Annotated in this window: 22 protein-coding genes and 1 other annotated feature; all 22 genes read right to left on the minus strand. The window is 39.0% G+C overall.

Features of this window, described 5'->3' with window-relative positions:
* Positions 1-47 precede the first annotated feature (47 nt).
* Positions 48-677: an orotate phosphoribosyltransferase gene (pyrE, locus tag ACI6MV_RS01465; RefSeq protein WP_407268021.1), complete on the minus strand. Its 630-nt coding sequence runs from the start codon at positions 675-677 to the stop codon at positions 48-50.
* The gene (pyrF, locus tag ACI6MV_RS01470; RefSeq protein WP_407268022.1) at positions 661-1,377 is read right to left on the minus strand and encodes an orotidine-5'-phosphate decarboxylase; all 717 of its coding nucleotides are present in this window, start codon (positions 1,375-1,377) and stop codon (positions 661-663) included. Before pyrF ends, pyrE begins: the two co-directional genes overlap by 17 nt.
* Positions 1,349-2,287 carry a dihydroorotate dehydrogenase gene (locus tag ACI6MV_RS01475; RefSeq protein ID WP_407268023.1) on the minus strand — a complete coding sequence of 313 codons (939 nt, stop codon included), beginning with the start codon at positions 2,285-2,287 and terminating at the stop codon, positions 1,349-1,351. Before ACI6MV_RS01475 ends, pyrF begins: the two co-directional genes overlap by 29 nt.
* Entirely contained in the window at positions 2,284-3,054 is a 771-nt protein-coding gene (locus ACI6MV_RS01480) for a dihydroorotate dehydrogenase electron transfer subunit (RefSeq protein ID WP_407268024.1), read from the minus strand. Before ACI6MV_RS01480 ends, ACI6MV_RS01475 begins: the two co-directional genes overlap by 4 nt.
* Positions 3,054-6,251, minus strand: a complete 3,198-nt coding sequence (gene carB / locus ACI6MV_RS01485; protein WP_407268025.1) for a carbamoyl-phosphate synthase large subunit — start codon at positions 6,249-6,251, stop codon at positions 3,054-3,056. The genes ACI6MV_RS01480 and carB overlap by 1 nt, the downstream gene beginning before the upstream one ends.
* Positions 6,230-7,345 (minus strand): glutamine-hydrolyzing carbamoyl-phosphate synthase small subunit, encoded by a 1,116-nt coding sequence (gene carA, locus ACI6MV_RS01490; RefSeq protein WP_407268026.1) that lies wholly within the window; start codon positions 7,343-7,345, stop codon positions 6,230-6,232. Before carA ends, carB begins: the two co-directional genes overlap by 22 nt.
* A complete protein-coding gene (locus ACI6MV_RS01495; protein ID WP_407268027.1) occupies positions 7,320-8,627 on the minus strand; it encodes a dihydroorotase in 1,308 nt (435 codons plus the stop codon). The genes carA and ACI6MV_RS01495 overlap by 26 nt, the downstream gene beginning before the upstream one ends.
* A complete protein-coding gene (locus tag ACI6MV_RS01500) occupies positions 8,587-9,516 on the minus strand; it encodes an aspartate carbamoyltransferase catalytic subunit (RefSeq protein WP_407268030.1) in 930 nt (309 codons plus the stop codon). The genes ACI6MV_RS01495 and ACI6MV_RS01500 overlap by 41 nt, the downstream gene beginning before the upstream one ends.
* Positions 9,517-9,583: 67 nt before the next feature.
* Positions 9,584-10,963 carry a solute carrier family 23 protein gene (locus tag ACI6MV_RS01505; protein ID WP_407268032.1) on the minus strand — a complete coding sequence of 460 codons (1,380 nt, stop codon included), beginning with the start codon at positions 10,961-10,963 and terminating at the stop codon, positions 9,584-9,586.
* 281 nt (positions 10,964-11,244) lie between these two features.
* Positions 11,245-11,787: a bifunctional pyr operon transcriptional regulator/uracil phosphoribosyltransferase PyrR gene (gene pyrR / locus ACI6MV_RS01510; RefSeq protein WP_407268033.1), complete on the minus strand. Its 543-nt coding sequence runs from the start codon at positions 11,785-11,787 to the stop codon at positions 11,245-11,247.
* A gap of 402 nt (positions 11,788-12,189) precedes the next feature.
* On the minus strand, positions 12,190-13,101 hold the full coding sequence (locus ACI6MV_RS01515; RefSeq protein ID WP_407268034.1) for an RluA family pseudouridine synthase: 912 nt from the start codon (positions 13,099-13,101) through the stop codon (positions 12,190-12,192).
* Positions 13,098-13,568: a signal peptidase II gene (gene lspA, locus ACI6MV_RS01520; RefSeq protein WP_407268223.1), complete on the minus strand. Its 471-nt coding sequence runs from the start codon at positions 13,566-13,568 to the stop codon at positions 13,098-13,100. Before lspA ends, ACI6MV_RS01515 begins: the two co-directional genes overlap by 4 nt.
* A 447-nt stretch (positions 13,569-14,015) precedes the next feature.
* Positions 14,016-16,775, minus strand: a complete 2,760-nt coding sequence (gene ileS / locus ACI6MV_RS01525; protein WP_407268035.1) for an isoleucine--tRNA ligase — start codon at positions 16,773-16,775, stop codon at positions 14,016-14,018.
* A 59-nt stretch (positions 16,776-16,834) separates the two neighbouring features.
* Positions 16,835-17,066 (minus strand) — a binding site (T-box leader).
* A gap of 92 nt (positions 17,067-17,158) precedes the next feature.
* A complete protein-coding gene (locus ACI6MV_RS01530; protein ID WP_407268037.1) occupies positions 17,159-17,674 on the minus strand; it encodes a DivIVA domain-containing protein in 516 nt (171 codons plus the stop codon).
* Between the two features lie 85 nt (positions 17,675-17,759).
* A complete protein-coding gene (locus ACI6MV_RS01535; protein ID WP_407268040.1) occupies positions 17,760-18,533 on the minus strand; it encodes a YlmH family RNA-binding protein in 774 nt (257 codons plus the stop codon).
* A gap of 33 nt (positions 18,534-18,566) precedes the next feature.
* The gene (locus tag ACI6MV_RS01540; RefSeq protein WP_407268043.1) at positions 18,567-18,827 is read right to left on the minus strand and encodes a YggT family protein; all 261 of its coding nucleotides are present in this window, start codon (positions 18,825-18,827) and stop codon (positions 18,567-18,569) included.
* A 4-nt stretch (positions 18,828-18,831) separates the two neighbouring features.
* Positions 18,832-19,257: a cell division protein SepF gene (locus tag ACI6MV_RS01545; RefSeq protein ID WP_407268045.1), complete on the minus strand. Its 426-nt coding sequence runs from the start codon at positions 19,255-19,257 to the stop codon at positions 18,832-18,834.
* A 13-nt stretch (positions 19,258-19,270) separates the two neighbouring features.
* Positions 19,271-19,948, minus strand: a complete 678-nt coding sequence (locus tag ACI6MV_RS01550) for a YggS family pyridoxal phosphate-dependent enzyme (protein ID WP_407268047.1) — start codon at positions 19,946-19,948, stop codon at positions 19,271-19,273.
* A gap of 15 nt (positions 19,949-19,963) precedes the next feature.
* Complete coding sequence (pgeF, locus tag ACI6MV_RS01555) at positions 19,964-20,779, minus strand: peptidoglycan editing factor PgeF (RefSeq protein WP_407268049.1); 816 nt, start codon at positions 20,777-20,779, stop codon at positions 19,964-19,966.
* 63 nt (positions 20,780-20,842) lie between these two features.
* Positions 20,843-21,112 carry a YlmC/YmxH family sporulation protein gene (locus ACI6MV_RS01560; protein ID WP_407268050.1) on the minus strand — a complete coding sequence of 90 codons (270 nt, stop codon included), beginning with the start codon at positions 21,110-21,112 and terminating at the stop codon, positions 20,843-20,845.
* Positions 21,113-21,927: 815 nt separating this feature from the next.
* On the minus strand, positions 21,928-22,707 hold the full coding sequence (gene sigG, locus ACI6MV_RS01565) for an RNA polymerase sporulation sigma factor SigG (protein WP_407268051.1): 780 nt from the start codon (positions 22,705-22,707) through the stop codon (positions 21,928-21,930).
* A 124-nt stretch (positions 22,708-22,831) separates the two neighbouring features.
* The gene (sigE, locus tag ACI6MV_RS01570; RefSeq protein WP_407268052.1) at positions 22,832-23,551 is read right to left on the minus strand and encodes an RNA polymerase sporulation sigma factor SigE; all 720 of its coding nucleotides are present in this window, start codon (positions 23,549-23,551) and stop codon (positions 22,832-22,834) included.
* Positions 23,552-23,579 lie beyond the last annotated feature (28 nt).

Raw genomic sequence — 23,579 nt, forward strand, 5'->3', positions numbered from 1 at the left:
TCTTTACCAAAAAAACACACCAGACTGGTGTGTTTTTTGTTTCGTTATTATTTATCGCTTGTAAACAATTGATCCCGCCATGCAATCAACTGCACTTTCTCATCACTTGTAATCGTTTCGACCTTCTCTAACTCGCTTACCAATATATCAAAACTAGTAATGGTGTGAAGCGCAATTTCTTCCGTAGCAAATTGGTCAGTTGCTTTCTGTAGTCCATACGTAAAGATAGCTAAAACACCAAGTACTTCTGCACCAACTTCTTGTACGGCTTTTGCTGCTTGTATAGAAGAACCTCCTGTTGAAATTAGATCTTCAATTACAACTACCTTTTGTCCTTCTGTTATTCTACCTTCAATTTGATTGCCTTTACCGTGCCCTTTTGGTTTGGAACGAACGTACGCCATAGGCAGACCTAGCTTGTCTGCAACCCAGGCAGCGTGCGGAATACCTGCTGTTGCACAACCTGCGATCACATCAGGTTTCTCGTCTAACGCTTCAATCATTTCAACAAATGCTTCGGCAATTTTATTGCGAATCGCTGGGTAAGAAAGTGTAAGGCGATTATCACAATAAATTGGTGACTTTATCCCTGAAGTCCACGTAAAAGGATCATTTGGTTTGATTTGTACTGCTTCAATTTCGTATAAGCCATTGGCTATTTCATGCTTTAGAGACATACGTCCACTCCTCTATCACTTGGTTATATGCTTGATGTGGATCAGGTGATTGTGTCACACTTCTTCCAATTACAATTGCGTCTGTGCCTTTTTGTCGTGCAAGTTTAGGTGTAGCAATCCGCTTTTGATCATTAGTAGCGGAATCGTCAAGACGGATTCCAGGAGTTACAGTAAGAAAATCATCACCACAAACCTCTTTAATCATCGGTACTTCGTGAACAGAACAAACGACTCCATCTGCACCACTCTGCTTTGATAGATATGCAAGTTGTTTTACTGTTTGATCGACAGTGGCCTGAATATTTAATTGTTGTTGCAATATCGTTTCGTCCATAGAGGTTAATACTGTTACAGCTATTAATTTGGTTGATTCTCCTGGTAGTGCACCCTCCATTAGTCCTTGTTTGGCAGCAGAAATCATATCGCTACCACCTAGTGCATGGACATTAATGATATCTACTCCGAGCTTCGCGATGTTTCGCATTGCTCTACGCACGGTTGTTGGAATATCATGTAGCTTTAAATCCAAAAATATCGGATGATTTTGCATTTTTAATTGCTCAATCACTTTAGGGCCTTCTTTATAAAAAAGTTCCATACCTACTTTTACTGGTACGCCATGTAAATCATGTGCTTCCAAGAACTCAGCTGCTTCTTTCCAAGTTGGAAAATCAAGTGCGAGATAAATTGGCTGTTTCATGTTCATGCCCCTTTCCGATAGCGTCCTCAACTGAAGAGAAACCATAATTGTGTAACACATCAGGTAATGCTTGGATAATTTCTGGGCAAATGAACGGATTATGGAAATTAGCCGTTCCAACAGCAACAGCACTTGCCCCAGCTAATAAAAATTCCAGCACATCTTCCGCTGACATAACTCCACCCATGCCAATAATCGGAATCGACACGTGCTTATATACATCATAAATCATCCGAATCGCAACTGGCTTAATGGCAGGTCCTGATAAGCCACCTGTTTTATTAGCAAGTAATGGTCTTTTAGAAGATAAGTTAATTTGCATACCAGTTAGTGTGTTAATCATTGAAAGTCCGTCAGCACCTGCCTGCTCAACAGCCTTAGCCATTGCTACGATGTCCGAGACGTTTGGAGATAGCTTAACATAGACTGGTACCCCACTTACTTGTTTGACCCGATGCGTAACCTCACTTGCTAAATCGGGATCTGTTCCAAATTGAATCCCGCCTTCTTTAACATTTGGGCAAGAAATATTTAATTCTATTGCTTGCACTGCAGATGCATGGCTAATCCGCTTTGTCACTTCGACATATTCTTCGACCGTACTACCAGCAACATTCGCAATGATTGGAGTATGATAATTTTCTAAAAAAGGTAATTCGGTATTAATGATTGCATCTACACCAGGGTTTTGTAAGCCAATTGCATTGAGCATCCCTGCGTGTGTCTCTGCTACTCTTGGCGTTTGGTTACCGTACCTTGATTGTAATGTGGCAGCTTTTATAATGATGGCACCAAGCTGATTCAAATCATATACATCGCTAAATTCACGGCCAAATCCAAAACATCCGGATGCAGGTATTATTGGATTTTTTAAGTTTAGTCCAGGTAAATTGGTTGTTAGAGTTGTCATGAGAGCACCACCTCATTTGCCTTAAAAACAGGACCATCTTTACAAATCTTTTTGAATCCTGGTTCTGTTGTTGATGGCACAACGCATGCATAACATGCACCGATCCCGCAACCCATACGCTGTTCAATAGAAATATAGCCATGATAGTCTTGTAATTTATGAGATACTGCTTTTAGCATTCCTGTCGGTCCACAGGAAAAGAAATAATCAAAATCGATAGCTTGTTCATCAATAACGTTTGTAACATATCCTTTATGTCCATAACTACCGTCATCTGTAACAACATGGACGGTTCCTATTTCTTTAAATTGTTGCTCATAAAACACATGGTCCTTCGATTGGAATCCAATCACAGCGGTAACTTCGACACCTTGTTCTTTTAGTTTTTTTGCAAGGAAATACAGCGGGGGCACACCAATTCCCCCACCAATGAGTAATGCTTTATTAAGTGCTAAACTTTCAATTGGATAGCTCGTTCCACATGGTACAAGGGCATCTATTTCTTGCCCTATACCACGTTTCTGAAGTGCATCAGTTCCTGAACCAATAACTTTAAAGATAATCGTTATGGATGCTTCTTGAAGATTAACATCTGCAATCGATATTGGTCGTCTAAGCAAGTGACCATAGCCTTCACTGACATTTATGTGAAGGAATTGACCCGGCTGAGCGATACGTGCAACTGCAGGGTCAATGCTTAGCTTCATTTCAATGGTATCTTTTGCAATAGTCGCTTTACTTACTATGGTCATCAGTTGCTTGGTCATCATAGTACAACAGCCTCTCTTTCCACGACAGGTCTTGCACTGAATGTCGTAGAATCAATCACATTTAAAATGGCTTCGGCAGTATCTAGACTCGTTAAACAGGCAATCCCATGCTCAACAGCTTCGCGTCGGATTCTAAATCCGTCCGAACGTGGTTGTTTTCCAGATGTGATCGTATTAATAACAAACTGTACATCACCATCTTCAATAACCGACAATACCGTCGTACCTTCATCACCGATTTTACCGACTTGCTTAACCGGTATACCAAATTCTTGCACGTGTGTAGCTGTACCTTCAGTCGCATATAATTGAAAGCCAAGTTGATGAAATCTTTTTGCGATTTCAAGTGTTTCTTGTTTATCTTTATCTGCAACCGTTAGTAGCACAGCACCTTCTTGTGGTACTTTAAGTCCGGAAGCAACTAACCCTTTATACAGTGCTTTTTCTAATGTGCGATCTCGACCAATTGCTTCGCCAGTTGATTTCATCTCAGGTCCAAGTATCGTGTCAACACTGCGTAATTTTTCAAAAGAGAATACCGGTACTTTTACAGATACGGTTTCAGGCTCTGGTAGCAAGCCTTCTACATAACCCATTGAGCTCAACGATTCTCCAATAATACATCTAGTAGCAATATTAGCCATGGTGACACCGGTAATTTTGCTTAGGAACGGAATCGTTCTACTTGCTCTTGGGTTTACTTCTAATACATAAACATCGTTTTTGTGAATAACGAATTGGATGTTTATTAAACCTTTTACTTGAAGACGAGACGCAATTTTAAGGGTCGCATCAATACAACTTTGTTTTGCTTCTTTGCTAATCCGTTGGGTTGGATAAACGGCAATAGAGTCACCCGAATGGACGCCAGCACGCTCAATGTGCTCCATAATTCCTGGAATAATAGTTGTTTCACCGTCACTAATTGCGTCAACTTCTACTTCAATTCCTGTTAAATATTTATCAATCAAGACCGGGTGTTTATGTTTAATGTGCGTTGTCTTTTGTAAATAACTGTTTAACTCATCATCACTATAAACGATTTCCATCTGACTGCCACCGATTACGTAGGAAGGACGTACTAACACGGGATAGCCAATCTCATTTGCAGCATCCAATGCTTGATCTAATTTACGTACGCTTTTTCCTTTTGGCTGTGGAATGTCTAATTGTCCTAGTAGTTGCTCAAATTTATCGCGATTCTCTGCTGTATCAATTGCTTCTAGAGACGTACCGAGAATGCTAACACCTCTGCGCTCCAAACCTTCCGCTAGATTGATTGCCGTTTGACCACCAAATTGCACAATCACACCGATTGGCTTTTCTAATTCCACAACATGCATAACATCTTCTAGTGTTAAAGGTTCAAAATATAACTTGTCGGATACGCTAAAATCAGTAGATACCGTTTCTGGGTTACTATTCATTATGATCGCTTCATATCCTGCTTCTTTTAAAGCCAACACCGAATGCACTGTTGCATAGTCAAATTCAATTCCTTGTCCAATTCGAATTGGACCAGAACCGATAACAATAACCTTTTTGCGGTCAGAAGGTATTGATTCATTTTCTTCCTCATAGGAGCTGTAAAAATAAGGTGTTTCTGACTCGAATTCAGCTGCACACGTATCAACCATTTTATAAACAGGACGAATGTTGTGATCCATCCGAAGCTGATACACTTCGTCAATATCTTTGTTCCAGAGACGCGCGATATGGCTATCAGAAAAACCAGTTTGCTTTGCCTGCTTTAATATTTCTAGCGATTGATTTTCAATTAAATCTGCTTCTAAACGAATTATTTTGCTTAGTTTCATTAAGAAAAAACGATCGATTTTTGTAAGCTCGAATATTTCATCTATACTTAACCCACGTCGTAACGCTTCTGCTAGTACGTAAATGCGTTCATGATCAGGTTTTGCTAATCTTTCCTTTAACTCATCTACCGGTGTATCTACTAAATTTGCTAACCAGTAGTCATCTCCGTGGACATCTAACGAGCGGATCCCTTTTAACAATGATTCTTCAAACGTTCTACCGATGGCCATTACTTCACCAGTTGCTTTCATTTGTGTCCCTAATGTAGGATTACCGGATGTGAACTTGTCAAACGGAAACCTTGGTAGTTTTGTTACAACATAGTCTAATGCTGGTTCATAACATGCATATGTTTGACCAGTGATAGGATTAATGATTTCATCCAATGTCATGCCGACTGCAATTTTAGCTGCGATTTTAGCAATCGGATAACCAGTTGCTTTTGATGCTAGAGCTGATGAACGACTAACCCTTGGATTTACTTCGATAATGTAATATTGGAAGCTGTCAGGATCTAACGCAAGCTGCACATTACAGCCACCTTCTATTTTTAGTGCACGGATAATTTTCAATGATGCATTTCTTAACATTTGGTACTCTCTATCACTTAGTGTTTGTGATGGAGCTGCTACAATCGAATCACCTGTGTGTATGCCGACAGGATCAATATTTTCCATATTACACACTACAATCGCTTGGTCATTTTTGTCTCTCATAACCTCGTACTCTATTTCTTTAAAGCCAGCAATATTTTTCTCAATTAAACATTGATTAACAGGTGACAATGACAAACCACTACGTGTTATTTCGCGAAGCTGTGTCTCGTTATAACACATGCCACCACCAGTACCGCCAAGTGTATAGGCAGGTCTTACGATTAATGGAAATCCAATTTCTTCGGAAAATTGACAAGCAGCATCGACCGTCGTTACGATCATACTGTCAGGGACAGGTTCATTTAGCTCGTTCATAAGCGTACGGAATTTTTCTCTGTCTTCTGCTTGTTGAATAGCGTCGAGCGATGTACCTAATAACTCTGTACCATATTGTTCAAGGATACCAGTTGCTTCTAATGCGACTGCTAAGTTTAATCCTGTTTGACCACCTAGCGTTGGTAAAATCGCATCTGGTTGTTCCTTGCGAATTATTTTACTTAAAAATTCCACATTTAATGGCTCCATGTAGACCGTATCCGCTACGGTATTATCAGTCATAATCGTAGCAGGGTTAGAGTTAGCAAGGATTACCGTATAACCTTCTTCTTTTAATGATTGGCAAGCTTGTGTACCAGAATAGTCAAACTCTGCCGCTTGGCCGATTACAATTGGGCCGGAACCGATCACGAGTATTTTGTTTATATCTTTACGCTTTGGCATGAGGCATCCTCCTTGATGGTAGACTTAGAAAAAGCAATTTTACTTAAAAATTGGTCGAATAGTTGATTCGTATCTTCTGGTCCTGGTGAGCTTTCGGGATGATACTGTACAGAAAATGCTGGATAGGTTTTATGTTCAATGCCTTCAACTGTGCCGTCGTTTAAGGCGATTTGTGTCAATTTTAGGTCTGTCTGTTCTAATGATGCTAGCTTTACAGCATAGCCGTGGTTTTGTGACGTCATGTATGTTTTATTTAAAATTAAATCTTTCACCGGGTGATTGGAACCGCGATGTCCGAATTTCATCTTTTCTGTATCTGCACCACTTGCTAATGCTAGCAATTGATGCCCTAAACAAATACCGAATATTGGTACATGCGCCATGATTTCTCTGATCATTTCGATCGTTTCTGGCACATGCTTTGGATCCCCAGGTCCGTTTGTTAGCATAATACCATCTGGTTTTAAGCGTAATATTTTGTCAGCAGAATAGTGATAAGGCACGACGGTAACATGACAATGTCGCTTCGTTAATTCACGTAAAATGCCGTGCTTCATTCCTAAATCTACTAAAACGATTCGGTAGCCTCTACCAGGAACAACATAAGGTTTTACAGTGGAAACACGGTCAACTTGATCGATTATCACTGGTGTTTCCTCTAGTAATCTTCTATTTTCACTTTCATCACTTTCAACAGCAGTTATTATCCCTCTCATCGTGCCATGTTTACGGATAATTTTTGTCAGCCTTCTCGTGTCGATTCCAGCAATTCCAGGAATGTTGTTAGCTGACAAATAGGAATCAAGACTTTCTTCACTGCGATAATTAGACGGATAGTCACATACCTCTTTTACGATTAAACCGTGAATGGATGGGTTTATTGTTTCAAAATCATCTCGGTTCACGCCATAGTTACCGATTAATGGATACGTCATAGTAACGATTTGCCCGCAATAAGACGGGTCAGATAGGATCTCCTGGTAACCTGTCATTCCTGTGTTAAATACTACCTCTCCCACGCTAGCTTCTTTGCTTCCAAATGCTTCACCTGTAAATGTAGTGCCATCTTCAAGCACGAGTTGTCGTTTTTCCATATGCTGTTGCCTCCTCAAAGACGATTTGTCCTGCTACGATTGTCATTACTGGTCGGCCAGTTACTTCCCAACCATGAAACGGTGTATTTTTTCCTTTTGAAAGAAACGTTTGTTTGTCAATTTGATACGTTTCATCTAAATTAAGTAACGTTAAATCTGCTGCTGCCCCCTGCTTAATTTCGCCGTATGGCAGATTAAAGACTTTTGCTGGTTTAATAGTTAACCAGTCAATCAACTGTGTTAATGTGATTTTTCCTGTCTCAACAAGATGCGTATTTAATAATCCAAAGGCGGTTTCTAGCCCTACAATTCCAAACGGCGCAAGTAATAATCCTTGTTGCTTTTCATCTTCGGTATGTGGTGCATGGTCGGTTGCGATAAAATCAATGGTTCCGTCTAACAAGCCGTCCAATAATGCTTGTTGATCTTCTTTCGCACGCAACGGTGGGTTCATTTTATAATTACCGTCTTCTGAAACAACCGCTTCTTCATTTAGCAATAAGTGGTGTGGTGTTACTTCTGCAGTAACATAAATTCCCGCTCGCTTTGCATCTCGTATCACACGAACTGATTCTTTCGTACTTACGTGACAAACATGATAGTGACAGCCAGTTGCTTCTGCTAACAGTACGTCTCTAGCAATTTGCACGGATTCACAAATCGATGGAATTCCTGGTACAGCTAGCTTTTGACTAGATTCTCCTTCATGAATAACACCTTTATGAATTAATGTATTTTCTTCACAATGCGCAACGATTGTTGTATTAAGTGATGCTGCCAGTTGCATGGCACGAAGCATTTGGTCCGCAGACTGAACGCCAACACCATCATCGGTAAATGCAAAGGCACCCATTTCTTTTAAAACTTTCATGTCCGTGAGTGTGTCCCCTAGCTGACGTTCCGTTATCGAAGCATAAGGTAATACGCGCACATGCGCTGTTTCCTTAATTTTGTTAAGTACTTTGGATAAGTTTTCTATGTTATCAGGGACCGGTCTTGTATTGGGCATCGAACAGATGGTTGTATAGCCACCTCGTGCTGCCGATTTTGTACCAGTTTCAATCGTTTCCTTTGCTTCTCCACCTGGTTCTCTTAAATGCACATGAACATCTACAAACCCTGGTGATAGTAGATTACCCTTGCAATCTATGATTTTAGCACCTTCTGTATCTATTGTTGCTGTTTCACTCACTTGCTCAATGATTCCGTCTTTTATGGAAATATCACATAAAATCGACTTGTTATCTGCTAGCAACTTCGCGTTCGTTAAAACTGTTCGCATTCATAATCCCTCCGTCTTCTAATAAGCGCTTTATGATCGCCATTCTTACTGACACACCATTTGACATTTGTTTAAAAATTCGAGATCTATTACATTCAACAAGCCTATCATCTATTTCTACGCCTCGATTAACCGGTGCAGGATGCATAATAATCGCTCCAGGCTTCATATTTTTCTCTCGTGCTTGTGTCAATCCGTATTGTTCTAGGTAGGTTTGGTTGGTTAATTGTTCGTTGCCTGTGTGTCGTTCATGTTGAATTCTAAGTAGCATCACCACGTCACTTGTTTCGACTGCATCATCAATACTTACATATGGGTATTCCAATGTATCATCCTGCCAGTCTGGTTTCGATGATAATACGACTTCTGCTCCTAATGTACGAAGCGCGTAGGCATTCGACCTTGCGACACGGCTATGCTTGATATCTCCTACAATCGCTACCTTTACCCCTTTGAACTTACCGAACTCTTGGTAAATTGTAAGTAAGTCAAGTAATGATTGAGTTGGATGCTCACCAGTCCCATCTCCTGCATTGATTACAGGAATCGATAGTTTCTCAGCTAACTGTGTACATATGTTTGTTTCCGGATGTCTGATAACGATCAGAGAGGCGCCTATGGATTCAAATGTTTTTGCAGTGTCGTATACACTTTCACCCTTGGTAATGCTTGATGATTCACTAGCAAAATCTAACACATCCATGCCAAGTCTACGTTCAGCAACAGTAAAGCTCATTTTCGTTCGTGTACTAGGCTCAAAAAATAAGTTTGCAACGAACAATTGCTCACTAAACGGTTGTAATCCTTGACTACTAATCTCGTCTGCAAGTTTAATTAACTGCAATAACTCATGCTCTGACAAGTTTTTCATTGACACAAAATGCTTCATGCTAGTTCCTCCCTAGATAAAGGACTGCTCGCGCCATCAATGGTCTTGAACAGTCCTCTTGTTTTTACTAAGCTTCTGTATTATTTATTTCTTCATCCGTTTCAAACATATTTCCATTACCAAATCCTGATTCTTTTCCTGGCAAGATTAAATTTAAGACAATTCCGATTATAGTAGCTAAAGCCATACCAGCGATTTCAATATTTACGTCACCAATATCAAATTTAATCATTGCCCCACCAATTCCAATAACTAAGATCACAGAGGACACCATTAAGTTACGTTTATCCCCAAGGTCCACTTGATTATCAATTAACATTCTTAATCCACTAGAAGCGATAATACCGAATAATAAAATCGATACGCCACCCATAACAGCAGGTGGAATCGAAGCAATAAGTTCGGTAATGATTCCGATAAATCCGAACAAGATTGCGAACACTGCAGCCCCACCTATAACGAAGACACTAAACACACGCGTAATCGCTAGTACACCAATGTTTTCACCATACGTTGTATTCGGTGGTCCACCTAACACAGAGGCAATGATCGTAGCGACACCATCGCCAAGAATCGAGCGATGTAAGCCAGGATTTTTAATAAAGTTACGACCTGCTACTTTCGATAAAACCATTTGGTCACCAATATGCTCAGCAATTGTTACGATTGCCACAGGCATCATAATCGCAGCAATATTCCAGCTTAGCACGTCAAATGGGGAGTAATGTACAAACGGGATAACAAAGTCTGGAACTATGAAGATCGCCCCGAAAAACTCACCAACTGAACCGGCGCTTACAATTTGATTCCAAGCTGCACTAACACCTGATGTATCTACAATTCCCGCAAACAGACTAATAATATATCCACCGACAATACCGATTAGTATTGGAATAAGTCCAAAAAATCCTTTAAAGAACAGTGATCCTATCAATGTGATTGCCAATGTTAGTAAAGCAACCGTAAAGTGTTTCCCACTATAAGCTCCATCATAATTCATCGCCATATCAACTGCTGTTGGTGCAAGCCCTAAACCAATCACAATAATGACTGGCCCAACTACAACAGGAGGTAATATTTTCATTAACCAGTTCAGGCCAAATGCAGCAATAAGTAGTGCGAGTACACCATATACTAAGCCTGCAAGAAAACTACCTACCATTGCTCCAGGAATACCACTTTCCTGACTGAGCATCGCCATTTGCACTGGATAAATAAAAGCAAAGCTTGAACCGAGATATGCAGGGATTTTTCCTCTCGTTATCAAAAGATAAGCCAATGTACCTGCACCACTTGATACGAGTGCCACCGCTGGAGGTAAATCTGTTAAAGCAGGTACCAAAATCGTTGCGCCAAACATTGCGAATAAGTGCTGAATACTAAAAATAATCCATTTAGAAAGTTTAGGTACTTCATTTACGTCCATTACCATATTTTTTGCTGCCATAAGTGTTTCCTCCTAAGTTTCTAATAGAAAAGCGCAGGCGCCTTGCTCACCCCCGACAAGCTTAAGACAATCGTCGACGTGGCGGTCTTTGCCACATAGAGGATTGGCTTAAGACCTCGAGGGGGTAGGTGCCGGAGCTAGACATCTTCGAATTTTTTATACTTTCCTATCCCATAAAAAATGCCTCCTTGCATGGCTGCAAAGAGGCATACGTGTTTTTGTTTTGGACACACGTATATCTTAGCAACCTTGCAAGCCTCTCTGGACCTACTTAAAGGTTGTTACTTTTCATATATACTTACTTGATCTTGTTCGTCCGTTTCGCCTAATTCGACGACAATCATTTCTTCCTGCGAAGTTGGGATGTTCTTCCCAATATAATCTGCACGAATAGGTAATTCTCTGTGACCCCGGTCTACTAAAACGGCGAGTTGTATTTGTGAAGGTCTACCTTGATCAACGATTGCATCCATTGCGGCACGAACCGTTCTACCAGTAAATAAAACATCATCAACAAGAATAATATTTTTACCGGAAATTCTATCGTTAATTCGAGCCTCTTGTAGCTTAGGTTCATTGCTAGAGGTTGCATGGCTCAAATCATCTCGGTATAACGTTATGTCTAACTCACCTATTGGCACTTCTACACCTTCAATATCGGCAATCTTTTCACGCAAACGCTTCGCAATTGGAATACCGCGTGTTTTAATGCCGACGAGCATTAACCCATCAACGCCTTTATTTTTTTCCAATATTTCATGTGCAATTCTAGTCAGTGCCCGCTTGATTGCAGAAGCGTCAAGCACAGTAGCTTTTTTATTCATTTCTACAACTCCTAAACATTAGAAAAGCGCAGAGCGCCCGCTTAGAAACGTAGCGACTGGAGCGAATCGACTAAGATAAAGGAATCATGCCCCCGCATAGGGGGTATGTCGACTTTGGACGACAAGTCCGCTTTTAGTCGACTTTCCATAAAACCTGAATCAATGATGACTTATCGTAGGGCGATTCGTGAAGTCGCCTAGTTTCTGGCGCTCGGAGCTAGACATCTTCGGTAATTTTTTATACATTGTAAACATTAAAAAATCCTCTTTTTCCGCGTGAGGAAAAAGAGGATTGGACATACGTCTACCATGTAAATGATCCGCAACCTTGTCAGCCTCACGGGACTGCACTTAAAGGACTATTAAATTCTATAACAATTATTCCAAAGTTTACGCTATCTGTCAACTCATTTTTGTTAAATCGTTAAGTGCATCTGCAAAAACTTTTGGTGGGTCTGCTTGAAAGCTTAGCCACTCACTTGTTTGTGGATGTTCAAAGCCTAATACTGATGCATGTAGAGCTTGTCCGTCTAATTCTAGTGTCTTTCTTGGACCGTACTTAGGATCGCCCGCTAACGGATGACCAATGTACTGCATATGAACACGAATTTGGTGTGTTCTGCCTGTTTCTAATTTACATTCTATAAAGGTAAAGTTCTGGAACCGATCAATCACTTCAAAGTGGGTAACGGCATCCTTCCCGTCATCTACAACAGCCATTTTTTGCCTATCCTTAGGATCACGACCAATAGGAGCTTCAATCGTACCATATTCATGACTGATTTCGCCGTGGACAATTGCCATGTATTTTCTTTCTACATGCTTATCTTTTAGTTGCTCAGCAAGCGATATATGTGCCAGGTCATTTTTGGCTACGACTAACAAGCCACTTGTATCCTTATCAATTCGGTGAACAATACCTGGACGAAGCACCCCATTTATTCCGGATAAATCCTGACAATGATAAAGAAGCGCATTTACTAATGTGCCACTTGCATGTCCTGCTGATGGGTGGACAACCATCCCTCTAGGCTTATTCACAACTAATAAATCTTTATCCTCATAGACAATTTCCAATGGGATGTCTTCGGCTACTACATCAAGTTCTTTAACTTCAGGTATTTCCCAAGCAATATCATCACCTGCTTGGCATTTATAATTGTTTTTAATTGGCGATCCATTTACTGTTACATGGTCTTCTTTTATCCATGCCTGAATTTGCGACCTTGACGTATCTGTATCTACTTTAGATAATAGCTTATCAATTCTTAAGCCTTGTTCATCTTGCTCTACGGTATGACGATGCTCCGTCATGTATTTAATCTTCCTTTCTTTTTATCCTCATTAAATGTTGCAATCACTACGAGAATGACACCTATACATAGTGCGGAATCCGCTACATTGAAAATTGGAAAATCATAGTTTCCAATATACACATCGAGAAAATCAACAACATGCTTGCGGAATACTCGGTCGATAAAATTGCCGATTGCTCCACCAAGAATAAGTGCGAGTGACCAGCCCATTAACTTGCTGTCTTTTGCATAAGTTTTCATATAGTAGATCACAACACCAATAACAATAACTGTAATAACATAGAAAAAGCCCATTCTACCAGCTAGTATTCCCCATGCTGCACCAGTATTACGGTGCGATGTTATGTAAAATAAATTTTCAATGACAGGAATAGAATCTCCTAGTTCCATTGACTTTACAATCCACCATTTCGATAGTTGATCCAGAGCCACTACTATAATTGCAATTATATAATACACCTGTATTCCCCCGTTCTTTGAACATAACCAACCTATTTGATTTTATCACAAAAGTTAGCGTTAGAAAAAATTGTCGATAATTTTTTTCTAAAGGCTGTTTTCTAAAAGATTGTTGTTAGTGCGCAAAATAGCTAAACTCCGTCGTAACGTAGTGCTCGTGATTTCCGCTCCAGGCACCCGACGTAAGGAGCAATCCAGCTAACAGCGGAGGAAATGCCCTTCGACTCCTGCGGGACTAGCGGCGTAAGTGAGACCCCGCAGCGCGAAGGCGCGAGGAGGCTCACTAGCCCCCCGCGGAAAGCGAAGGGCATTTCCGGAGCAGGTCAAGCACTCGCCAAACTACCACGGAGTTTACTTCAAATATGACATAAAAAGCAACAAACTCTAAGAAAAGACCTTTCTAAAAAATTCAACTATCCCAAATCACATGAGATAGTTGAATAAAGTAGCTATTTATTCGACGTGAGCATAATGTTCTTTAACAACGTCCGCACATCGCGTACATAATTCAGGATAGTCCTTGTCTTCTCCGACTGTATCAGAAGAAATCCAACAACGTTCACATTTTTCACCAGTATGCTTTTCTACAGCAACATAAAGATAATCATATTCTTTCGCATTCGCTTTATCGCCTGTAAGCTCAACACTAGAAACAATTAATAATTGATTCAAATATTCAATACTTGATAACAATTCTTTTGTTTTTTCGTCTTTTGCTGTTAATTGGATACTCGCTTCTAACGATTTCCCAATAATTTTTTCACTTCTAGCTTCTTCCAAAGCTTTTAGGATATCATCACGTACATCCATGAAGTGTTCCCATTTTTCTAGAAGTGCTTCTCGCCCGGCAATTTCCTTTGGTTCTGGCATGTCGGTAAGTTGAGCACTTGACTCTTTAACACCAGGAACATAAGCCCATACTTCGTCTGCTGTATGAGAAAGAATTGGCGATAGAAGTTTAACTAATGACGTAACGATTTCATAATAAACTGTTTGAATACTACGTCTACGCTCGTGATCTGCTCCTTCAATGTAAACAACATCTTTCGCAAAATCCAAATAGAACGAGCTCAGTTCAATCGCACAGAAATTATGGATGCTATGATAAACTGTTGAGAAATCATAGCTATCATATGCATGACGCACTTTCTTAATTAATTCTTGAAGTTTTACTAGCATATAACGGTCAACCTCTTGGAGATTTTCTTCCGCAACTTGATTTTTGCTCGGATCAAAGTCGTGCAAGTTTCCAAGGATGAACCGGAACGTATTTCTAATTTTACGATAACCTTCAGAAGTTTGTTTAATAATATCATCCGAAATTCTTACATCAGCTTGATAATCAACAGAAGCTACCCATAATCGTAGGATATCTGCGCCATACTGTTTCATAATTTTCGAAGGGACAACAACGTTACCAACAGACTTACTCATTTTGCGACCTTTACCGTCTAACGCGAATCCATGACTAATGATTGATTTGTACGGTGATTTACCCGTAACTGCTACACCAGTAGAAATAGATGAATTGAACCAACCGCGGTATTGGTCTGAACCTTCTAAATACACATCAGCAGGTCTTTGTAACTCAGGACGACCTTCTAACACACCTTGATGTGAAGAACCTGAATCAAACCATACGTCCATAATGTCGGTTTCTTTCGTAAATTCACCATTAGGACTATGTTCAGAAGTGAATCCTTCTGGAAGTAAATCTTTTGCTTCCCATTCAAACCACACATTAGAACCATGCTCACGGAACAAATCAGATACATGTGCAATCGTCTCTTCTGTAATGATTGGCGTTCTGTCTTCCCCGTAGAATACAGGAATTGGTACGCCCCATGTACGCTGACGAGAGATACACCAGTCTTCGCGGTCTCTTACCATGTTATACAGTCGGGTCTCGCCCCACTCTGGATACCAGTTTACACGTTTGATTTCATTTAAGATATCATCTCTGAAATCTTTAATGGAAGCAAACCACTGATTAGTAGCACGGAAAATGGTAGGCTTTTTCGTTCTCCAATCGTGTGGGTATGAGTGAGTAATAAAGTCTAGTTTAAGCAAAGCGCCGACTTCTTCTAGTTTTTCACCGACTTGTTTGTTGGCAACGTCATAAAAGATTCCTTCAAAACCAGGTGCTTCATCCGTGAAATAACCTTTTTCATCGATTGGACATAATACATCCAAACCGTACTCTTTACCAACGAAAAAGTCATCTTCCCCGTGACCTGGAGCAGTGTGCACTAACCCCGTACCACTCTCTGTCGTTACATGATCACCTAAAATAACTAGTGAGTCACGATCATAGATTGGATGTTTTGCAACAACACGCTCTGCCTCTTTACCTTTGAATGTTTTTGTTACTTCTGGATTAGACCATTCTAGCTTTTCTGAAACAGCTTGTAACATATCATGCGCAATAATATATTTGACACCATCCACTTTTACTACAGCATATTCTAAATCTGGATGAAGGCTGATCGCTAAGTTTGCAGGAATCGTCCACGGTGTAGTAGTCCAGATGATAAACTTCTCATCTCCAGCTAATAGATCTTTTCCGTCCTTAACATCAAAAGCTACATAAATCGATGGCGAACGTTTATCTTGATACTCAATTTCAGCCTCTGCTAGTGCAGATTCTGATGAAGGAGACCAATATACTGGCTTCAAGCCTTTGTAGATATAGCCTTTCTTAGCCATTTCACCAAACACTTTAATCTGTTCTGCTTCATAATCTTTTGTTAACGTAATATAAGGGTTTTCCCAATCTCCTCTTACACCAAGCTGTTTAAATTGGGTGCGTTGATTATCAACCTGCTGCAAAGCATATTCCGCACACTTTTGTCTGAATTCTGCGATGGACATCTTTTTGCGATCAACTTTTTTCTTGGCAAGTGCCGATTCAATTGGTAAACCGTGCGTGTCCCAGCCTGGCACATATGGAGCATGAAATCCAGACATTGATTTATAACGTACGATAAAATCTTTTAAAACTTTATTCAACGCATGACCCATATGAAGATCACCGTTTGCATATGGTGGTCCATCATGTAATACGAATAATGGGCGATCTTCTGTTCGTTTTTGTACTTGTTCATAAATTTTAGCTTGATCCCATTCTTCTTGCATTTTCGGCTCTTTATTCGGTAGATTTCCTCGCATCGGAAAATCGGTTTGTGGCATTAATAACGTTTGTTTGTAATCCATTTATAGCTCCTCCTTAAAATCCTAATTCTAAAAAACAACAAAAAGAGCCCTTATCATCCCAAAGGGACGAGAAGGACTCGCGGTACCACCCTTATAAACTTATCTACAAATTACCTATATAAGTTCACTCGAATTCGTAACGTGAATGATACGTCTATTTCTACTCAACCTTGTTTTCGAACTAGATACTCCTGGGTGATCTTCTAAAAGTAGCCTGTATCGAGCTTCCACCATCCTCGACTCGCTAACACAGATACATAGCTTTTATACTATCCCAATCGCTGTATTTATTAATATTCTATTCTTCACTAATTTTCTAGCGCTATAATTCATTAAACTATCTGTTAATGAATTATATGTAAAACTTATACAAACGTCAAGATTTAATAATTATTTTCGTATTGTTCACGCTTATAATCGTCACGCTTTTCCACATCAGTATCAAACAAGCCATCCCAATCATCATTCTCAATCAAGTCAAGCTGCGCCTCTACTAACATCTTTAAACGTGTACGGAATACCTTTGCTTGCTTTTTCAGTTCTTCTACTTCAATCGAAATACGACGTGATTTATGCAATGCTTCATTAATAATGCGGTCTGCATTTTTTTCTGCTTCTTTAATGATTAACTTTGATTCTTTGGTAGCATTTCCTTTAACTTCTTCTGCAGTTTCTTGAGCAACAAGAATCGATTTATTTAATGTTGCTTCAATATTTGTAAAATGGCCAAGCTTATCAGTAAGCTCCTCCACTTTGGATTGTAGTTCCTTCTTTTCGCGAATTGCGATTTCAAAATCTTTAATGACTTGATCAAGGAATTCGTTTACTTCATCTTCATCATAACCTCTAAATCCTCGGGTAAACTCTTTATTATGAATATCTAACGGCGTTAATGGCATATCGACTACCTCCTCCTTATGAAGTCAAATTTCTACATTTCTGTTATTCCTTTTAATTCGACAAAAAATTTATTATTCCTGCACATTATTTTAGTTTCTTAAATGTTATTTTCCACTTATCTTTTTTTGAAAGACCATGAATTTCGGTTAATGCGCTACGACCTAGTCCGCGAACCGATATTAAATCATCGACCTCTATTTGAAAGGCGGGATTTTCAATGATTTGAAAGTTCACTTTCACTAATCCCTTTTGTATATAATTTGCTGCTTGCTGTCTAGATATGCGATAAACTTCTTTTACAAAAACATCGAGGCGAAGCGAAGATATTGTCGTATCGTTACTTTCCCATGTTTCTTTTTTATCAAGTAAAGCAGATAACGGCTGTTCTTTAAAACTAACTTTAGCATTTTTGATCGATGTTAAGTTCATTTCAACATAGGATTCAATTTCCGATGCAAGCACAATTTGGACGATACCATCGTCAACAATTAAATCGCCAAGCTTTTTACGTTTAATACCTAATGATAAAAATGCACCCAATACATCGGGATGTGTTAGTGTCACAAATTTATCGGGGAATTCCGCTTGAAGTAATGTAATGCTATAATCATCGGTTTCAATCTGTTCATAATACGGGGCAAGTATCGCTCTTTTTCGTTCTGCTTGCTCGTCTCCACCGTAAATGCTCCAGCTTAACTCATCATTGTTTCCAATTACACTCGCAAAAATTGCTTGCTCTCTTGGATGCAAAAAATCGCTAAGCTTTGGTTGATATGTACGTTCCACTTCATCCTTCCAGGTTAACACCTGATCGATGAAAGGGTGTTCTTCCTTACGATAGTGCTGGTATAAATCCATGTAATCACCTAGTGCCCTGTGTTATGTGTTATCCTAAAACATGCCATCCAATACATATAAACCTTCTGAAGCAAAATTTAATACTAAAATCGCTACAATTGGAGAAATGTCAATCATACCAAGTGGCGGAATGATTTTTCGAAACGGTTCCAAATAAGGTTCACAAATTCTAGTAAGAAAACTGCCTATCGAAGATTCCCTTGCACCAGGGAACCATGACATTAAAATATAAGCAATTAACGCAAATGAATATAATCTCAATGCTGTTCCTATAAGATCAAATAATAAATCCATCTCATTACCACCTTTGTTCTAATTCTTCATTTTCTAATAAATCCGATATATTTCCTGACACATCAACGTTTTCTGGTGTGCACAGAAACGTGTGTGAACCTAATTTTTGAATATTTCCTGAAACAGCATAAACCGTACCACTTAGAAAATCAACAATTCGTCGTGCCTCTTGATTGTCAAGCCTTTGTAGATTTATTACAACAGCTCTTCGGTTAACGATATGATCCGCAATTTCTTGTACCTCGTTATATGTTTTAGGCTCACATAGAACAACTTTAGATTTGTTTTGTAGTGCATGTAAGCTGACAACATTTTTTCGCTCTTTTGGCTTAACCGTTGATTCTTCTGTTTCTTCAAATTGTTCCTCTGCGTATTCATACTCATCTTCTTCAAGTGAAAAAATAGTTTTTAATCTGTTTTTTATACTCATCCATTATCACCTCTTATTGATTAGAACCAACTAAGCTAGAGCCGATTCTTACGTGTGTAGCACCTTCCTCAATCGCAATTGTAAAATCATTACTCATACCCATAGAAAGAAAATCACATGGTGCGTGTGCCCACTGTTTAGCTGCAACTTCATCTCTTAATTGTTTAACCTTACGAAATGTATTTCTGATCGTTTGCTCTTCGTCCACTAATGGAGCCATTGTCATGATCCCAACAACTCGAATGTTTTCAAAGTTAGCCAGTGATTTAATAAAATCTACTGCATCTTCGACTGCTAATCCATGCTTAGATTGTTCTCCGCTTGCATTAACTTGTACAAAGCAAGGAATCACTTTCGTTGCTCGTTTATTTATTTCCTTCGCTAGTGATTTTCGATCTAGCGAATGTAAGAAATCAATATCGTTAATCATATCCTTCACTTTTCTTGATTGTAATGATCCAATAAAGTGCCATTTAACATCATAACCTAATTTTTCATGTTTTTCTCGAAAACCTTCTAATCGATTTTCGGCTAAATTGTTAATACCAGCGTTGAGCAGTGCTTCAGCACGATCAATTGTAACATATTTGGTGACACCAATTATGGTGATATCTTCTGGATTACGATCTACCTTTTCGCATGCTTGTCTTATTTGTTCGCGAACTTCAGCTACATTCCCTAGTACATCCAAAACTTGTACTCCTTTCTAAGTTTGAGCAGACACTCCGATGAATCCTAGCATCCGCCCAGTTTTACCTTGATCTCTACGATGTGAGAAAAAAAGGTCTGGATTTGAATATGTACAATATGATGTTATGTTAATATTTTCAGGCATTACGCCTGACTCCACTAATATACTGTAATTTAATTTTCTTAGATCTAGTAAGTAACGACCGTTATCCTTCATCACAATGGAGTGTTTATGATATTGTTCAGGGATGTTGTCTATAACCTGGTCGTCCACTTCATACTTTGAGCCACTAATAGATGGGCCGACTACTACCTTCAAGTTCGAAGGAAGAACGGTTTGTTTTTCTAGTTCTTTCACCATATTAGCAGCCATTCCATTAACAGTCCCCCGCCAGCCAGCGTGTGCTATACCAATCCACTGACTAGTTGGATCTAGAAAATAAAGAGGAACACAATCTGCAAATAAAGAAGTAAGCAACAATCCTCGATCATTTGTAATTAAGCCATCATATCCTGATAGCGCATCTCCATGTTTAAAAGCGCCTTTACTTTTATGGCTGCTATTTACAACAGCAACATTCGTTTTGTGTACTTGCTCCCCCATCATCCACTCATTTAAGGAATAACCAAGTATCTCTCCTAATATCTCACGGTTCTTGCGTACATTTTTTTTAATATCTGGTACATGAAACCCTAAATTGAAAGATGAAAATGGTTCATCACTTACGCCGCCTTGTCTTGTTGTTATACCAGCAACTAAACCATCGTTCTCTTCCATCCACTGATCGATTTTCAAAACAGATTGATTCATTGATTGAAAGGGTTCTTTCACAGTATACCCTCCTTGTTTTCACCATTTTACCACATTTTTTTGACTATTTCTTCTCTAAGCTTATTAATCTGCATTATTTGCAGTATATAGTTTTGGTTGTTCTGCTTTTTTTACTAAAATAACATCAGATCCAATCGTTACAATGTTATCCCAAGGAATTAAAATCTCTTCTTCCTTACCAAATAGTCCCATCATTTTTCCTCTTGCACCTATTACCAATTGTAGAATCTTACCTTTATCCACATCTATTTCTAAATCTGTAATATTTCCAAGCTTCCTACCATCTTCCATCATAATTATCTCTTTTATTTGTAATTCTGTCAGTGTAATCATTATTTCCACCTACCCTTTTTATATTACTATATGACCAGACAATAGGTTTCTTTCGTAATCAAGTGAAAATCAGAGTTTATTTTTAGAAAATCTTTTCTAACAGATTGTTGTTATTGCGCAAAAGAAGTAAAATGCGTCGTAACGTAGTGCTCGTGATTTCCGCTCCAGGCAGTCGCTTTTCGCTAGTTTAAAGCGTTTTTCTTTAAACGGGCACGGCTTCAGCTAACTCAGAAGCAAATGTCTTCGATGGGACGAGTAATCGCAGTCCCAAAGAACGCTTCTCTAGTGGATCTTCAGCTCGCGCTATTCCCGCAGGACTTTGAATTAACTTCCCCGAATTACACCGCACGAAGAAAATGCGGTTTTCATTTTCGAGGATCGACTGCCCGGAGCTCCAATCACCCTACATGAAGAGCAATCCCGTTAACAGCGGAGGAAATCCACATCGACTCCTCGAAAATACAACCCAATTTTCTTCGTGCGATGCTTCGCTGTCGTAGCTTTCCTTGTCCTGCAGGAATAGTGGCCTAAGTGAGACCCTGCAGGAGCGAAGCGACGAGGAGGCTCACTAGCCCCCCTATGGTGCGCGAAGTGGATTTCCGGAGTGGGGTTAACCACTCTCCAAGTTACGACGCATATTAGCTAAATTATGAAATATAAAATGCTCATGTTTAGGAAAAAAGACTAAAAAAACAAAAACCTTCACTTCATAATGTTATGAAGTGAAGGCAGTTTCAACTATATTCAGTTTAATCATTTTCATATTACAACTAATCACCATTCAAATTTGAATCGATTATTAAGTATTCAAAATTTCATTCAAACATCTCTTTATTCATTTCTTCAATAGCAGCTTTTTCTAATCGAGATACTTGAGCTTGGGAAATTCCAATTTCTTCGGCAACTTCCATCTGTGTTTTCCCTTGAAAAAAGCGTTTGTTTAAGATCATTTTTTCTCTGTCATTTAATCGAATCATGCCTTCTTTTAATGATAACTTGTCAATCCAAGTGGAGTCTTTGTCCTTCTCGTCACTGAGTTGATCCATAACAAAGATGGGATCCCCACCATCGTTATAGATTGGCTCAAATAATGAAACAGGGTCCTGAATAGCATCCATTGCAAAAACAATATCAGAATGAGGAATACCCATTTCTTCGGCAATTTCCATAGGTGTTGGATCTTTTGCATGTTTGCTTATTAATCGCTCTCTTACTTGTAATGCCTTATAAGCAATATCGCGTAATGATCTTGAGACTCTAATTGGATTATTGTCACGTAAGTACCTTCTAATCTCACCAATGATCATCGGAACTGCATAAGTGGAAAATTTAACATTTTGACCTAAATCAAAATTATCAATTGACTTCATCAATCCAATGCAACCCACTTGGAACAAATCGTCCCCATATTCTCCTCGATTGTTAAATCGCTGTATAACACTGAGGACAAGGCGCAAATTACCATTAACCAATGTTTCTCGTGCTGACAAGTCACCATCTTGCATTTGTCTAAACAATTTACGCATTTCTTCATTCTTCAATACAGGTAATTTTGAGGTATCTACTCCGCAAATTTCAACTTTATGTCTTGTCATGTTCTACCCTCCCGGTTGGAGATGCTATTCAAGGAACAGTATCTCCCCTAGGAAAGAATTTTATGCAGGTATATTATTGACTCAGGAAGGTAAGAAAAACCAGTAAGTATTGATATAATAAGGGTTAAACCATTTTATTAAATTCTTTTTTCAGTCTTCTAATAATTTTTTTCTCTAGACGAGAAATATATGATTGAGATATTCCCAACATATCAGCAACATCTTTTTGTGTTTTTTCCTCTTCACCTATTAATCCGAATCTTAATTCCATTATTTGTTTTTCACGATCATTAAGCTGTTCTAGAGCCTTTCTTAACAGATTTTTATCTACGCTTGACTCTAAATCCTTTGTTGTCACGTCCTCGTCTGTCCCAAGAACATCTGATAGTAATAATTCATTACCGTCCCAATCAATATTTAAGGGTTCATCAAACGATATTTCTGATTTTAATTTATTATTTCGTCGTAAATACATAAGAATCTCATTCTCAATACATCTAGATGCATAAGTCGCTAATTTTATTTTCTTTTCTGGATTGAAGGTATTAACAGCTTTTATTAAACCAATCGTTCCTATACTGATAAGGTCTTCAATATTTATGCCTGTGTTTTCGAATTTCCGTGCAATATACACTACTAAACGAAGATTCCTTTCTATAAGCATAGCTCTTGCTGCTTTATCACCTACAGGTAATCTTTTTAAAAGTTCTGCTTCTTCTTCCTTCGACAATGGGGGTGGCAACGCTTCACTACCACCTATGTAATAGATTTCATCTGTTTTTATGCCAAGCTTTATTAATAGTTTGTACCACCATAATTGAATTTTTAACTTCCATTTTATCACGAGTTAACCTCTCCTTTATGTGTCATTT

Origin of the sequence: Radiobacillus sp. PE A8.2, assembly GCF_045635475.1 — a bacterium.
In the GTDB taxonomy this organism is placed as follows: domain Bacteria; phylum Bacillota; class Bacilli; order Bacillales; family Amphibacillaceae; genus JBJGXI01.